Raw genomic sequence first — 14,112 nt, 5'->3', positions numbered from 1 at the left:
GTACATGGATGATTCAAAACAAAAAGGGCTGATTGCCTACTTTGCTCATAACCCGGTCGCGGCCAATTTACTTATGGCATTTGTGCTCATTGTTGGGACGGTCAGTTTCTTTTTTATTCAGCGTCAAATGTTCCCCAACATTGAAGTGAATTACATTAACGTCAGTGCTCAGTACCCAGGTGCATCTCCGCAGGAAGTTGAAGAGAGTATTCTGATTAAACTCGAAGAGTCTCTCAAAGATGTCACTGGGATCAAAAAAGCGGTGACGACGGCCTCTCGTGGAAGCGGAGCGATAGAAATAGAGGTCGATGTTAACCAAGATGTTGAAGACGTACTGGATAAAGTCAAACAGAAAGTGGATTCTGTTTCCAGCTTCCCAGCGGGTATGGAGCCGATTCAGGTCTATCAATTTGAATATCGCCAGGATGTGATTGAAATGGCGTTGGTTGGTGACCGCTCTCTGATCGAGCTCAAACCGATAGCCAAACACATCGAAGACGAGCTACTTCAGCTACAAAATGTAGCCTTGGTGGATCTCAGTGCGCCAGAATATGAAATTGCTATTGAAGTTGAACCACAGATACTTCGTAAATACAGCCTGACTTTAAATGACATCACCCAGGCGATTCAACGTTATTCCGCTAACTATTCCGCCGGTGAGGTGAGAACCAATGCGGGGATGATTTCGGTTCGTATCGAAAATCAGTATTACAACGGAGAAGAGTTCCGCGATATCCCGGTCAAAATAGGCGCAAACGGTGCCAGAGTATTACTGCAGGACATTGCGACCATCAAAGACGGTTTTACTGAGGATGACCGATACTTCAAATATTCCGGTGAAAACGCAATTTACCTCTCTGTAAAAGCGACTAAGGACCAGAATATGGTGACGGTTGCAGAATCAGTGAAGGCCTATATTGAGCAGAAGAATACTCAATTGCCATCGGATTTGAAAATCAAAACACTGGTGGACATGACTTACTACCTCAATGCTCGCCTCGATATGATGCTGAAAAACCTACTACAAGGTGCGGTGCTCGTTGCGCTCATGCTGAGTTTATTTTTGCGCGTTAAACTGGCCATGTGGGTAATGATAGGGTTACCGGTGTGTTTTCTTGGTGCGGTTATGCTAATGCCGGCGATTGGCGTCAGTATCAATATTGTGTCCTTGTTCGCGTTCATTATGGTCTTGGGTATAGTGGTCGATGACGCGATTGTAATTGGTGAAAGTGCCTATTCTGAAATAGAGAAGCGTGGCGGAGGGGTTGATAATGTCGTGGGTGGTGTCAAGCGTGTCGCGACGCCTGCGACCTTTGGTGTGTTGACGACGATTGCGGTATTCGCCCCTTTCTTGATGTCAAAGGGCATCGAGCGAGCGTTTTTCTTTGGTATTGCCGCTATTGTGATTCTTTGTTTGATTTTTAGTTTAATCGAATCAAAACTGATTTTGCCTTCACATTTGGCGCACTCGACGTTTAAACCGATCAAAAAAGGCAGTTTTCGAGACCGATTTAACCATCGTTTCTTCAGCTTTGTGAATGGTCCATACAAGCGTTTTGTGACTTTCTGTACGTATTGGCGATGGAGTGTATTTGCCAGTTTTACGGCACTTTTAGTGATCAGTGTGGCTCTAGTGATGGCGAACTACGTCAGGATAATTCCCTCCCCTAAAGTGCCACACGATTTCCCAAGTATTAAGTTGGTGATGAATGACAACGTGTCGAGTGAGCAGACGATTGACGCACTGAAGTTAATAGAAAGTACGGTGCTCAACATTGATGATGAGACGGAAAAACAAACCGGTCAGAAAATGATTCGCGACATTCTGACTTTCAGTCAGGGGCGCAAAGAAGGGCGTTTGGTGATCCCTTTGGTGGATGAAGAGCTGCGCCCTTTCAATACCTTTGAATTAGCTCGTCGTTGGCGTGAAGCGCTACCTGTGATCCCTGGCCTAAAAATGCTTACTGTTTCAGACAATGTGAATGATGATGAGAAAGGCGACGAGTTTGGCTTTCTGCTGTATGGCTCTGATATCGATACACTCAATGCGGCGGGAAGAGCGTTAATCCTCGAACTTAAGCAGCAGGAAGGTTTGTTTGATATCTCGTCTTCCATTGATGCTGGTAGTCAGGAAGTTTTGTTATCTCTTGCGCCTGTGGCTTATGACTTAGGGCTTAGCCTGTCCGATATAGCTCTGCAAGTCGGTGGCAGTTTTTACGGTGGTGAAGCGCAACGCGTGCTGCGTGATGGGGAAGAGATCAAAGTCATGGTTCGTTACCCGCAACTGACCCGAGAAGCATTTGCCTCTTTACGTTATGCGGTCATCACAACCCCGGAAGGTAAGAAGGTGATGTTGGGTGATGTGGTGGAAATTAACCAAAAGCCGGGAGTAAGCAGCATTCGCCGTGAAGGCGGTTTCCGCAGTGTGTACGTGTATGGCTCGATTGATGAAGAGTTGGTTGAGCCTAATGAAGTTGTCGGTAGAATCCACGAGCAGATCATTCCAGATATCTTAGTGAATTATACAGGGGTAAAAAGCCAGCTTGGTGGCACTATTGAAGAGCAGCAAGCTCAACAAGATGAGCAGAAAATCTTTTTCGTTGCTGGGATGATCATTGTTTATATTTTGCTTGCGGTGCCATTGAAGAGTTATACCCAGCCACTGATTATTATGTCGGTTATTCCATTCAGTTTGACAGGAGCTATTTGGGGGCATTACTGGTTCAGTCTCGATCTGAGCATGATGTCTACGTTTGGCTTGATCGCGGCGGCAGGCGTTGTCGTCAATGACTCCTTGGTAATGACTGACTACGTTAACCATCTACGAACAAAAGGGAGCGCTATCAAAGAAGCGGTGATTGAAGCTGGGTGTGCAAGGTTCAGAGCTATCATCCTCACCTCGATTACCACCTTTGTTGGCGTATTGCCTATTATGTTTGAAACCAGCTTACAGGCACGGTTTGTGATTCCGATGGCGGTAGCGCTCGGGTTTGCGGTGCTGTTTGCCACATTGCTAACCTTGGTGTTGGTACCATGTTTATACTTGATGCTTGATGACATCAAAGGCATATTTCGCTGGGCTAAGCATAAGCTGGTACACAACCGCAAAACTGCATTTGAATAACAACGAACAACAAGGGAGCAAAAAGCGCCCTTGTTGTATTCATAGACTGCAGTTCTTAAATCTCTTCATGTTTATGCACTACACCAAAATCGGCGAGGATGGCATAAGCGGCAGGGATCATAAACAGCACCAGAAGTGTGGATGCAAAGATGCCGAATACGATGGAGATGACCAGTGGCTGGATCACTTGTGCCTGTAAGCTGGTCTCCGTCAGAAGAGGTAATAAACCTGCGGCTGTTGTCATAGAGGTGAGAAAAACGGCTCTGAAACGTTCACGGCTGGCTTTGACAACCGAGTCATGAACACTGTCACCTTCATCGACATGATGCCGGATGTACTGCACCAAGAGAATCGAATCATTGACCACAATACCTGCTAGAGAGACAAAGCCCATCATGCTTGGCATGCTCAGCGAGTGGCCGAGCAGAATATGCCCCCAAACCACACCAATAAAGGCCAGCGGAATAGCCAGCATGACGACAAAGGGCTCTAGGTAACTGCGGAACTGGTAACTCAAAATAGCAAAAACACCGAACAGACCGAGTAAAAAGCCTTTACCCATTGAGGTGGCGGTTTCTGCGGTGTCTTTTGCCTCCCCTTCAAAATCGAATCGAAGCCCCGGGTATTTCTTGATTAACTTAGGTGCTTCTTCTTTTTGGAACTGAGTGATGATCGCGGTTGAGTTTGCTTTAGTGTTATTAATATCTCCGAATACGCTGATGGTACGCAATCCATCAATACGTTGTATTCGCACGTAATTGCGTTGGAAATTCAAAGTGGCAATGGTTGCGAGAGGAATCTGGCTACCATCCGACAGAATGATCGGGAAGTTTACTAATTGTTGCAAGTCTCCCGCTTGGTCTTTATCGAGACGGACTTCGATGGAAATGTTTTCCACGCCGACCTGAATCTCATCGGCGGTTTGACCAAAGAAAGCAGCACGCAGCTGATTTGCGATAAGCTGACCATTAATACCATAGGTTTCGGCACCAGGGCGGAGTTTGACGAGCACCTCTTCTTTACCCATCCGCATATCGTCAAGCACTCCATGCACGCCATCAAACTCGTTGAGATATTGCTGAATGTCGATGGAAGCGGCTTTCAGAGCATCGAGATCATTGTGTTTTGCCCGTATCTCGATGGCACGTCCTCCCGGCCCCATAGTCGGCTGCTTAAAAACCAGTGAAATTGGGTCAGCGAGCTCGCCGACGTCTTCACGCCAAGCTGCAATGAATTCCTCAATTAATGTGTTTCGGCTTTCAGCCCCCAGTAAATCCAAACGCACTGTGGCAATATGTGGGCCTGATTCACTCGCATCAGCGTTGGCATTGAACTGACTGGTGATATGCTGGACGAGTGGTGTGCCGTTTTCCTGATTGTCACTCCACTCTTTATCAAGTCTTTGTGCCGAAGCGATGATTTTATCGACAACGTCTTCCGTCTGCGAGAGTGAAGAGCCAGGCGGAAGAATAATACGTGCTTCTGCAATGTCGCCGTCTAGCTCAGGAAATGGCTGAAATTTGAGTAGCCCACCGACTAAGGTTGCCGCAGAAATCAATAATAGGGCAAATACCCCACCGATAAAGGCGTAGCGATATTGGACTACTCTCTCAACGGCGCTAACTAACTTGGTATTACGGAAATATTCGAATTCACTCAGCAGTTTTTGTTTGAATTTTGCTGGTGGTTTATCTTGCTTTTCTTTATGCAAAGAATGAGAAAGGTGGTTAGGTAAGATAAGAAAAGCTTCAACCAAACTTAAGGTTAAAACTAAAATCAACACCTGTGGGACGGCTTTAAGTACGGCGCCCATTTCTCCTTGAAGAAACAATAGGCTTCCGAAGATACAGACAGTCGTCAGAAAAGAAGAAATAACACCGGGTAGCACTTTCTTTACGCCATTAGTTACGGCTTCGTCCACCTTCTGACCTCGGTCGAGGTGGGCCGCGATCGATTCGGCAATCACAATGGCGTCATCCATCATGATACCAATCGCCATGAGTAGCCCGACCAGAGACATGATGTTAATCGAAAGGCCTAATTGAGCCATCAGAAACAAACCACCTAGGAATGCAACAGGGAGGCCTGCCGCAACCCAGAATGAGTAACGAAGGCTAAAAAAGAGCCACATAGTAGCAAAGACTAATATGATACCCTGCCAACCATTTTTGACCATCATGGTCAAACGGTCCCACAGCACTGACGACAAATCATTAGTCAGCTCTAATGTGACGCCATCGGGGGCGATAGCTTGTTGGTCTTCAACAAACTGAGCGACACGCTCTTTGATGCGCAGTGCATCATCCTCTTTGTTTTTGCTGACTTTCAAAAGCGCGGAAGGATGCCCGTCAAACAGAACTTTTTGCTCATCCAACTCGAAGCGATCAGTGATGGTTGCGATATCATGTAAGCGGATGAGAGAACCATTGGGACCAGAGCCGACAACGATAGATGCTAGTTCTTCAGGGGTTATTCGCCTTTCGTCAAATCGTATCAGGAAGTTCTTATCTGGTGTTTCCACATTGCCACTGGGTAGTTTTACGTTCTGACGGCCAATTTGTTCAGCAATATCACCAACGCTCAGGCCAAGCTGACGCATCGCTTGGCTGTCCAGTTCGACTTGAAATTGGTGGTCAGAAAACCCGGCGACCTCTACTAATGAAACGTCATAATCGAGTTTTAATGTCCGTTTAAGCTGTTCTGCGTAAGCTTTGAGCTCTGGCCAAGTGGTGTCAGCAGTAATCGCAACATCCACTACCGGTTCATTCCAGTCCAGCTCTTGCACCACAGGGGATTCTATTTCTTTGGGGAAGTCGTTAATCGCATTGATTTGAGTCTGTACATCGACCAGCATACGGCCAATGTCTGCTTTCTCATCTAACTTTAAGATAAGGCGAGCTGACCCTTCAATCGCTTCGCATTGAGTCTCTTCGATGTTGGCCAGTCCATCGACAGCATCTTCCATGCGGACACAAATACTTTCTTCTACTTCCTGCGGTGAGGCTCCGGGGTAAGTCACACCCGCCATGATATATGGAGGTTCAAATTCTGGAAATGTCTCTCGTTTGATTGTCGATAAAGAAGTCATACCCAATATCAGCAGCGTCAGCATTAGCAGGTTTGCTGCTGTTGGGTGTTTAGCGAAGAATCGGATCATGATTCAGACTCCTCACTGTTGTCGGCTTGATCTTTGAGGAGCATTCCCTCAATCGCAGGGAGAAGATCGTTCACAATCAGCTTTTCACCCTGTTCAAAGCGACCGTCGATCACAACATGGTTGTCTCGTCGGTAAAGCACATTGACGGTACGTATTTGTAGCCTGTTGTCGTGACCTTTGATGTAGACCTTATCACCATGCAATGCTCGTTCTGGAATTACCCAACTTGGGTTACCTTGACCTTCGATTTTAGCCCTGACGAACATACCATTTACTAGGGGGGGAACCGACGTTGGTTTTAGGTTGCGATAATCTTGCTGAACTTCAAGAATCACACCTACGGTTGCTTGATTGGGGTCTACTGTCTCGCTGATTCGGGCTACTTTGGCAGGCCAGTTGGCATTGAGGTTGCCGCTATTGAGTTCAATCATGGCAGTGACCGAAATCATATCGGGTTGTGGGATACCTGCTGCGTCTCGCCCAAACTCCCCTAAGCTGGAAGCGAGCGTGTGCATGTCATGAATGGATAGCTGGGCTTCCACCTCCATGACATTGATACCGTGTGCCGTCACCATGGTTTGCTGTAGGTTGACGACTTGATTTTGCTCAACTTCGATATCAGCGATGCGTAGGTCATAAGGGAGCGTGATGACGGTTTTTTCCAGAGCCCGCTGGGCCTCCTCGACTTTGGACGTATTCACTTTAACCAGAGCCTCAGCGAGCCGTTTTTCGTCGGGCATTAGTCCGATTTGATTATCGATATCAACCACTAGCTTACGTTGAGATAGGGTACTCTGTTCCTGTTGATCGACGTCGGATTGGGAAGTGAGTCCTTTCTTGCGTAAGTTTTGTTTGCGTTCAAGCTCTTTGTTGGCGATAGCGAGGCGGTTTTTCTCAATTTTTAACGTCTGCTTAAGGTTGTCTTCTTCCAGCGCCAGCTTAGCTAAAGAGATTTGTGAAGATTTAAGATCCGCCTGAGCTTGTATCAGTTTTAATTCATAATCGAGAGGGTCGATTCTAAGGATTTCTGTACCAGCTTGAATTACTTGTCCTTTTTCTAGTCTAGGGTGTCGATACACGACTTTACCCGTCACTTCTGCAATTGCTTTCCACTCCAGTTTAGGGGCAACTTTACCAAAGCCGATAGCCATCGGTGCGATAGATTGCAGTTCGAGCGGGATGGTTTCTACTAGCCTTGCTCGATCTCCTGCTGGTTTTACGGGGAGATCCGGCTTCATCTTGATGGCCAAAACCAACGTGATGATACCCACGGCGAGTGCGGGGAAGAAAAGCAGCTTTCTGTTGATATTCATAGGGTCATTCCGTTGATTGGGAAGGCTGAAGGAAGCCTTGTGTCATAAGTTGTATGTTGTGTTCAAAAAGGCGATTGAGAAATTCTTCGTTGAGCTCAATGCCATGAATGGCCAGTAAAGCTTGAGGAGCAATAAAGGGGAAAACCATCAGACTGATGTAAGAAACACGGCATAGTTTTGGGTCGGCGTCAGGCCTTAACACTCCACTGTCTATGAGCTTGTCAAAGATCACGTCCTGCATTGGTTGGCCGATATCATCGAAGACTTTCTCAATTAATTTACGTTGAGTTTCTGATGGTGGCATGTTCATCACTTGAGCGATGAGCCTAGGAAACTGTGGAATCTTGATCATTTCACGATAGTACGTACGCATGAGGTCGAAAAAGTTTTTTTGGTTACTGTCGGCGATCAGTGTCCGTATTTGATGCTTCATTGGTTGGAGCGTTTCGCGGATCATGGTTTCGAACAGGCCTTCTTTGCTTCCGAAGTAATAACGTATCATTGCGACATTGACGCCTGCACGCTTAGCTACGAGCCGAGTTGATACCTTGTCGTACGCCATCATGGTGAATAGCTCACGAGAGTGGTGAATAAGCTTGGCGCGAACATCGATTTTGGTACTTGGACGGCCAGCTTTCCTCAATGATTCAGCCACGAAATTATGCCTCAGATATTAAACAACTGATTAATTATAGAGTGCTGTTTTTGTCTGCGATATGTGAAAAATTCAACAGTATTTAATCAAGTGATTAATTAATCGAATACTGTGAGGTGAGTTAAGTTTGGTAAGTCGATTCGCAAGAAAATACCCGCACAGTGGGCAGACTGTACGGGCAAACAAGGGCAACAATTTAAATTTTTTAGTTTGGAGATTGTTGGTCTAATTTCCATATCCAAACTGTTATAAAGTATTCGTGGTCTTTAGAATGACTTTGTATCAGTGTAACCAACATTGTTTAAAGTAACATTAATGTTATTTTTGTTTAAATGGTAAATTCGGAAATATACATTCCATTTATGAAAACTCCGTGCGACAAATTGTCAGTAGCTTAGCGCGTTGTTAGCCCACCATATAGGGCTGAAACCAGAGAACCAACTGCTGATAGTTCGTCTTCTTTTATATTTGAAAGAGCGACTTTGGCTGCTCTATGTTTATGGATGGTGAGCCTGCCAGTGGATCTGACGCCCATTGCTCAGTTGTGCCAGTATGGAGTGGGGAGCAATTTTAACCCCTGAATTTTCGATGGATTTGGAGCCAAAGTTAGCGGTAATAGTGCTACCGTCACTGAAAGAGGTTTGCTGAACCTGTCCTGATTTATCCAGCCACTTGAAGCTAGTGAGTGGTTTGTCCCACAATTGCTCATGGATGGGAGTATATGCCTGCTGGTAGTGCGCTAGTGCTTTGAGTCTAGGGCTGTCAGGTGAGTTTGCTTCATCTCGTGTCAGATGCACCATTGGCGGTGTATTGTAGAGCATGGAAATCAAGTCACGTTCGGCTTGGACGTTAGTGAATTTAAGGCTATCACTGTGCCAGTGATGGCTGTTTATCACTTCGTCATGAAAGACGGCTTGGTAAAGAGGTACTCTAAATTGAGGTGAAAATAGCAGTGTTTTATAAGGCTCTTTGACCTGCGCACTCTTAAAAAAGAACTCTGGTTTTTGGTCTGGATACCAGCGCCCTAAAAAATAAGGCGAGTGTTGGTCGTGCTTCATCTCTTTATCTGTCCAGCCGAAGCCGACAGTCTCAAGCCCATGAGCAAATGCGATGCCGGTTGTGGTGAGGCTATTGCCATCTTCTGAGCCCAGTACCAGATTACCTTGCTTGGCAATCCAGTTCATTCGCTGGTTAAACGCATTCAGCATATCGCTTTCACTACTGTTATCACGATAGTCTTCTCTTGCCATTGCTGTTGCGTCTACGTCGAGAAACAAGCTATTGAATCGGCCGTATTGGATGATGTCCTCAACGCGCTGCTTCACGTAATCCAGTTCGCAATTTGGGTTAAGGTAGTAGCCATTGCCACGAAACCCTGTTTTCTTTTCACCGTTTGCTTGCTCAATCGCACATTGCTCTCTCATCTGGTCAGGGAGTTGAGCTGTTAACCAACCGTCGTTAAGGCCTTTTGGTATCGCCGTGTTGTAAGAATCATAGGTGGCGACCAGATAACCCAATTGTTTGGCAGCATCAATAGCTTGAGGCTGATAAAAGGCAGGCATCCAGTTGTCGAAGCCCAGCCAAAGTTTGGTTAGACCTGCTTTTTTCATATTGTCGAGCATATCGAGTGATAACGCTTGCCCCCATCGTTCAGGTGAGATTAGGTATTGTGAAGCATTTTGCAATAGCCAGTGTTTTTGGCGTTGTGCAGCTTGGTATTGCTCTGCGATAGCATTGTTGTTTTGTGATGGCGCAGGGGCGAGGAACTTTAGTTGTAAGGACGCATTGAGTGAGTCAACAAGTAATTGTTTATGATAGCGACTCAGCCAGTCTCGGCCTTTAGTGAGTGGCTTGATCTCTTGGATTGCCGCCTGAGGTTGTGTGAGATCGTCTTGTGAAAAATACCAATTTTTGAGTCCCCACCAATCTGTGACATCGTCAGTACTGATCAGCGTTTTGCCAAACAGATAGACCTGACTGGCACCAATTAACCTCGCCAATTGAGGCGTTTGCTGTGCTTTTTCAGCCAGCGTTGTGGATTGATGATGATCAATGCGCCATTGCTTATAAGCTTTGGCGCCATCCATCCAGTTGTCACCTAAGGTTATTCGCACTTTGAAGGCTTGGTTTTTATTGAGAGTAGTAAAGCGGTGGTCTGCTAACATATCAACTTTGGGCATTGTGTTAGAGAAGGTGAGGCTGTTGTTAGTCGCATTGACAAGCTGGTAGCTGATCGTTTTTTTGCCTTGTTGAACAGTCCAAAAGGGCATTTTCAGGTCTTGAGTGGTATTTGCTCCTGAGTGGTTTTCTGTCAGATAGTTCGCCCACATCTTGTTGTCTACTGGGATGCGCATTCCCTCACTAAAGGGGAGGTAAAGTGTGTCGGTGCATTTTTGCGGCAAATCAAACCAACGTAAAACGATAGGTTGGTTGCGTTTTATCTTAGTTTTTTTTGGAACCGCGAAGCTCAGTTCAAGAGCCTGCTCTTTTAATACCGCGTTGACGCGGAGCTTACTTGGTTGGAGAACCCAGTGTGCTTTGGTCGGTGAGTCCACTGTGAGCCTTGAGATCGTTTGAGCTTGTTCATTGACACTCAAAGATGGACTATTAATGACAAGATCATTCCAGCGAATGCTCAGATCTTGGGGGGAGATAGCGATCTGATTTGAGTGGTCACTCAGAGTCAGTGTTTGTGCGCTTGCGCTAAAAGGTAGAATCGCGAAAAACGACAGCGAAGTCAAAGCGGCCATGGGTTTGAATTTAAAAGACATGACGAAATCCTATTAGTGGTTTAAGTCACTATTAGAGCGCACGCTATGGTGCTTAATGTCACCCATTTGTCTCTATTATTTTGTGTATTGGCTTACTGGCTGGCCGAAAAGGGCAGAGCCAGCCTCTGTATATATTCAACCTTAAGCCCCTGTTGATACTCGAAGATTGAGACCGATGCACTGAGATGTGCTGCTCCTTTTGGTTGTTGACTCGATTTCGGAAATGGAGCATTGAGTGTTTGAATCGGGATTAGTTTATCGATCAATGTGTAGTGGCGATCAAACCATTGCCAGTGTGCCATGGCTTTCGCACAACTTTCGGTCACTGTAGGTGGAGTCACAGTGATCTGTTGTGTGATGTTATCTAGCGTCAGCCAATTTTGATTTTTTGGCATTGCGATGATCAGCGCGTAGGTATTTTCGTTGAGCTTTAGTTGGTAGACGCCAGATTCGGGCTCAACCAGCATTTCTTCGCTTTCCATCTCCTGATAGCCTAGCGGAGAGGTAAATAATCCATGCAGAATCCTTTTCTTGGTGGGGGAAATGAGCTCAACGTCTAATGTGGAATGTACATCTTCAGCGGATAGTTTGATTTGAAAACCCTGTGAAGCCAAGCCAGAGCGCCGAACAAAACTGAGGCTGATATTGGCCGGTAAAAACTCTGAGTGAGTTATGAGCTTTTGACCACATTGAGTTTGGTTTAAGATTTCTAATTTCACAGGCTGCCAGTAGTCACGGCTGATATTTTGCTGGCTGAGCGCAAGATGTAACTCCTGCCAGGCGAGCAGAGGCTGTCCGTTAAGTAGGGCTTCGTAGGTGCGCGAGAGTGGCGTATCGCTAAACCAATTTGCATAAGCAGTTATTGAAAATAACAGTGCGCACAGCAGGCAGAATGAACGGTGCATTATAACGCAGCCTCATTGAGCCGATAGCCCACACCACGATGCGTCTCGATATTCAATACAGGCAGTTTCTGCCGAAGACGTAACACATGGTTGTCTATGGTTCGAGTGCTGGGAAAAGCTTGATATCCCCAGATTTTATTCAGTAATTCATCTCGATGAAAGACGCGCCCTTGGTTTTGTACTAGTAGTACTAGCAGTTGAAACTCCTTCGGCTTTAGGGTGATTGGCTGGTTGTCGAAGGTGGCTTCACGTTTCGCAAGATGGATTTCAATCTTGCCGTAATGAAGAGTGCTGTCTCCTAATGGACGGAGCTGGCTGACAACGCGTGCCAACAGCTCTTGATGGGAAAAAGGTTTGGTGACATAGTCCTTTGCTCCTGCCATCAGACCTTCTATTTTTTGCTCAGTGTCGATTCTAGCGGTGAGGAAAATAACGGGCAGAGCCTTGAGGAGCAGCCAATGGGGTAAATGAGCCACACTGTCTCCATCGCTTAGCTGTCTGTCGAGTATAACTAGATCCGCTTTAAACCAGTGTTTCTCCACTTTGCTGGATTCTTGCTCCCAAATACATTGGTAGCCGTTCGACTCAAACCAAGAGACAAGCCCTTGCCCGAGTAATAGGTCGTCTTCAATCAATAGCAGGGTCTTCATAGCGGTATCTCCAGTGTGCAGCGCGTAGGTTGGCGCTGTATGGTTAACTTCCCGCCAATTAATTGAATTAAGTGTTCAACAATATTCAAACCTATTCCCATATTTTCATTGTTTGTTGGTCGCCGCAGATGAGTTAAAAATCGCTTCATTGGGCTAGGGAAAGCTCCTTGGTCAGTCACTTCAATAACTAAAGTCCTGTCCAAGGTTACGTTAATGCCAATTTCGCCTTTGCCGTGTTGTTTGGCATTTTTAATTAAGTTTTCCAGGCAAATAGAAAGCCAATAGAAAGGCAAGGTTAACGCTTTATTTTGGTTGAGCTGGTAATCGAGTTGATGCTTTTCACAAATGTGATCAAGCCAATCACTGAGGTAAGCCGTTTGTTCAAGTAACTGTTCGGAGCGTTGTGTGCTCAGATAAATCTTACTGTTTTCTGTTAATTGTGACAGCCTTTGGTGATCAGACATTAAGCGCCAGACTGCTTCCTGAGCTTTCTCTGGTAAGTGATCAAACTGATCGCGAAGCATCTCTACAGTTAGACCTAGGCTAGTTAGTGGTGTGCGTAACTCATGAGTGAGCAACTGCAGTACGAAGCGTCTTTCACGACTTTGTTTGCGTTTGGCGTAGAGACCTTTGGCGGTGGTAAAGAGTATCAATAAGGATAAACCTGCGACAAACCAGCGTAATGCGAGGACATTTTCTGCCATCTCACTGATACAAAGATTGCTGTAGCGAAACGTGCAGTTCGGACCTGTAATTGTGATATCAAGCTGACGTGCAAGGGGGCGCCATGTATCTGCTGATATCGACTTCCAACCCTGTTCACCACTTAGCCACAAAGTGTCATCTTCCATCCATGCTCTGTAGCCTTTGAGGAGGGCTTCTCGGCCAGTTGCTGAGAGGGCTGAAAACTGGCTATGTAAGGGGTGTCTAGGGTTATTAACCGTTAGGTAACGAAACAGGTTTTCACTCTGTATATCTGGATATTGAGCTAGATAGCGATCAGCAAAGCTGCCACCTGCGGGGTGTAATAAGTGGTGAGTAGCGAACCACTCTTCGTTAAGCTTTTGGCGTTTACACAGCGCTAACTCGAACTCGGCAGCATCACTGAGGTGTTGAGGCAATGGATCATTGAGAGAGCAATCCCGAGATACCTCGTGAATATATTTAATATCTGACCAAGTGTAGTATTCAAAATCAGGATAACGGGTGCGCTCTTGGAGTAACTCGGCTGGAAAGCGGCTGAGCTGTTGTTGACTCACCAATACATCCTCTGATTGCCAGCTTTTTTGGTAAAGCGATTGCCATCTCTCTTGTAGGCTCTGTGCTTGTGCGTAACAAGGAAATACCATAATAAAACACATAGCCAGACGATATAGGCGCATGGGTGAGCTCAGGTTAGATGGAGTTTTAGAGATTTTAGCGGCTTTTTAGCTGTGTTTGTAACTTATATGTCAACATTGTTCTCTTAAACGCTGGCTGCTCAGATTAACAAAGGTTAATGAATATTGATGATATGAATATTAACTTTGCTCCTAGT

Annotated in this window: 8 protein-coding genes; 1 reads left to right on the top strand and 7 read right to left on the bottom strand. The window is 45.9% G+C overall.

The features are described from left to right. Positions 1-4: 4 nt before the first annotated feature. The gene (locus tag L1D23_RS04650) at positions 5-3,124 is read left to right on the top strand and encodes an efflux RND transporter permease subunit (RefSeq protein WP_239864512.1); all 3,120 of its coding nucleotides are present in this window, start codon (positions 5-7) and stop codon (positions 3,122-3,124) included. A gap of 55 nt (positions 3,125-3,179) precedes the next feature. On the opposite strand, the gene L1D23_RS04645 is transcribed toward L1D23_RS04650, so the two are convergent. The 7 genes from L1D23_RS04645 to L1D23_RS04615 all read right to left on the bottom strand — a co-directional run bounded on the left by L1D23_RS04645 (position 3,180) and on the right by L1D23_RS04615 (position 13,957). Continuing rightward, on the bottom strand, positions 3,180-6,281 hold the full coding sequence (locus tag L1D23_RS04645) for an efflux RND transporter permease subunit (RefSeq protein WP_239864511.1): 3,102 nt from the start codon (positions 6,279-6,281) through the stop codon (positions 3,180-3,182). Next, positions 6,278-7,594, bottom strand: coding sequence for an HlyD family secretion protein (locus L1D23_RS04640; protein WP_239864510.1), 1,317 nt, complete (start codon positions 7,592-7,594; stop codon positions 6,278-6,280). Before L1D23_RS04640 ends, L1D23_RS04645 begins: the two co-directional genes overlap by 4 nt. Positions 7,595-7,598: 4 nt before the next feature. Then, complete coding sequence (locus tag L1D23_RS04635; protein WP_239864508.1) at positions 7,599-8,249, bottom strand: TetR/AcrR family transcriptional regulator; 651 nt, start codon at positions 8,247-8,249, stop codon at positions 7,599-7,601. A 497-nt stretch (positions 8,250-8,746) separates the two neighbouring features. Further along, positions 8,747-10,999 carry a glycoside hydrolase gene (locus L1D23_RS04630; RefSeq protein WP_239865386.1) on the bottom strand — a complete coding sequence of 751 codons (2,253 nt, stop codon included), beginning with the start codon at positions 10,997-10,999 and terminating at the stop codon, positions 8,747-8,749. Positions 11,000-11,112: 113 nt separating this feature from the next. Beyond that, positions 11,113-11,925: a DUF2861 family protein gene (locus L1D23_RS04625; protein WP_239864506.1), complete on the bottom strand. Its 813-nt coding sequence runs from the start codon at positions 11,923-11,925 to the stop codon at positions 11,113-11,115. Continuing rightward, a complete protein-coding gene (locus tag L1D23_RS04620) occupies positions 11,925-12,575 on the bottom strand; it encodes a response regulator transcription factor (protein WP_239836027.1) in 651 nt (216 codons plus the stop codon). The genes L1D23_RS04625 and L1D23_RS04620 overlap by 1 nt, the downstream gene beginning before the upstream one ends. Then, positions 12,572-13,957: a DUF3404 domain-containing protein gene (locus tag L1D23_RS04615; protein WP_239864504.1), complete on the bottom strand. Its 1,386-nt coding sequence runs from the start codon at positions 13,955-13,957 to the stop codon at positions 12,572-12,574. Before L1D23_RS04615 ends, L1D23_RS04620 begins: the two co-directional genes overlap by 4 nt. Positions 13,958-14,112: the final 155 nt, after the last annotated feature.

This window comes from Vibrio sp. Isolate24 (assembly GCF_022398215.1).
GTDB classification, from domain to species: domain Bacteria; phylum Pseudomonadota; class Gammaproteobacteria; order Enterobacterales; family Vibrionaceae; genus Vibrio; species Vibrio coralliilyticus_A.
Note: the sequence above shows the minus strand (reverse complement) of the source record. Positions and strands in the feature narration are given on the sequence as shown.

Excerpts from the sequence above, each read along its gene's own strand:
- L1D23_RS04615 (WP_239864504.1), bottom strand. The coding sequence starts at position 13,957 with ATGCGCCTATATCGTCTGGCTATGTGTTTTATTATGGTATTTCCTTGT.
- L1D23_RS04650 (WP_239864512.1), top strand. The coding sequence starts at position 5 with ATGGATGATTCAAAACAAAAAGGGCTGATTGCCTACTTTGCTCATAAC.
- L1D23_RS04630 (WP_239865386.1), bottom strand. The coding sequence starts at position 10,999 with ATGGCCGCTTTGACTTCGCTGTCGTTTTTCGCGATTCTACCTTTTAGC.
- L1D23_RS04620 (WP_239836027.1), bottom strand. The coding sequence starts at position 12,575 with ATGAAGACCCTGCTATTGATTGAAGACGACCTATTACTCGGGCAAGGG.
- L1D23_RS04640 (WP_239864510.1), bottom strand. The coding sequence starts at position 7,594 with ATGAATATCAACAGAAAGCTGCTTTTCTTCCCCGCACTCGCCGTGGGT.
- L1D23_RS04645 (WP_239864511.1), bottom strand. The coding sequence starts at position 6,281 with ATGATCCGATTCTTCGCTAAACACCCAACAGCAGCAAACCTGCTAATG.
- L1D23_RS04625 (WP_239864506.1), bottom strand. The coding sequence starts at position 11,925 with ATGCACCGTTCATTCTGCCTGCTGTGCGCACTGTTATTTTCAATAACT.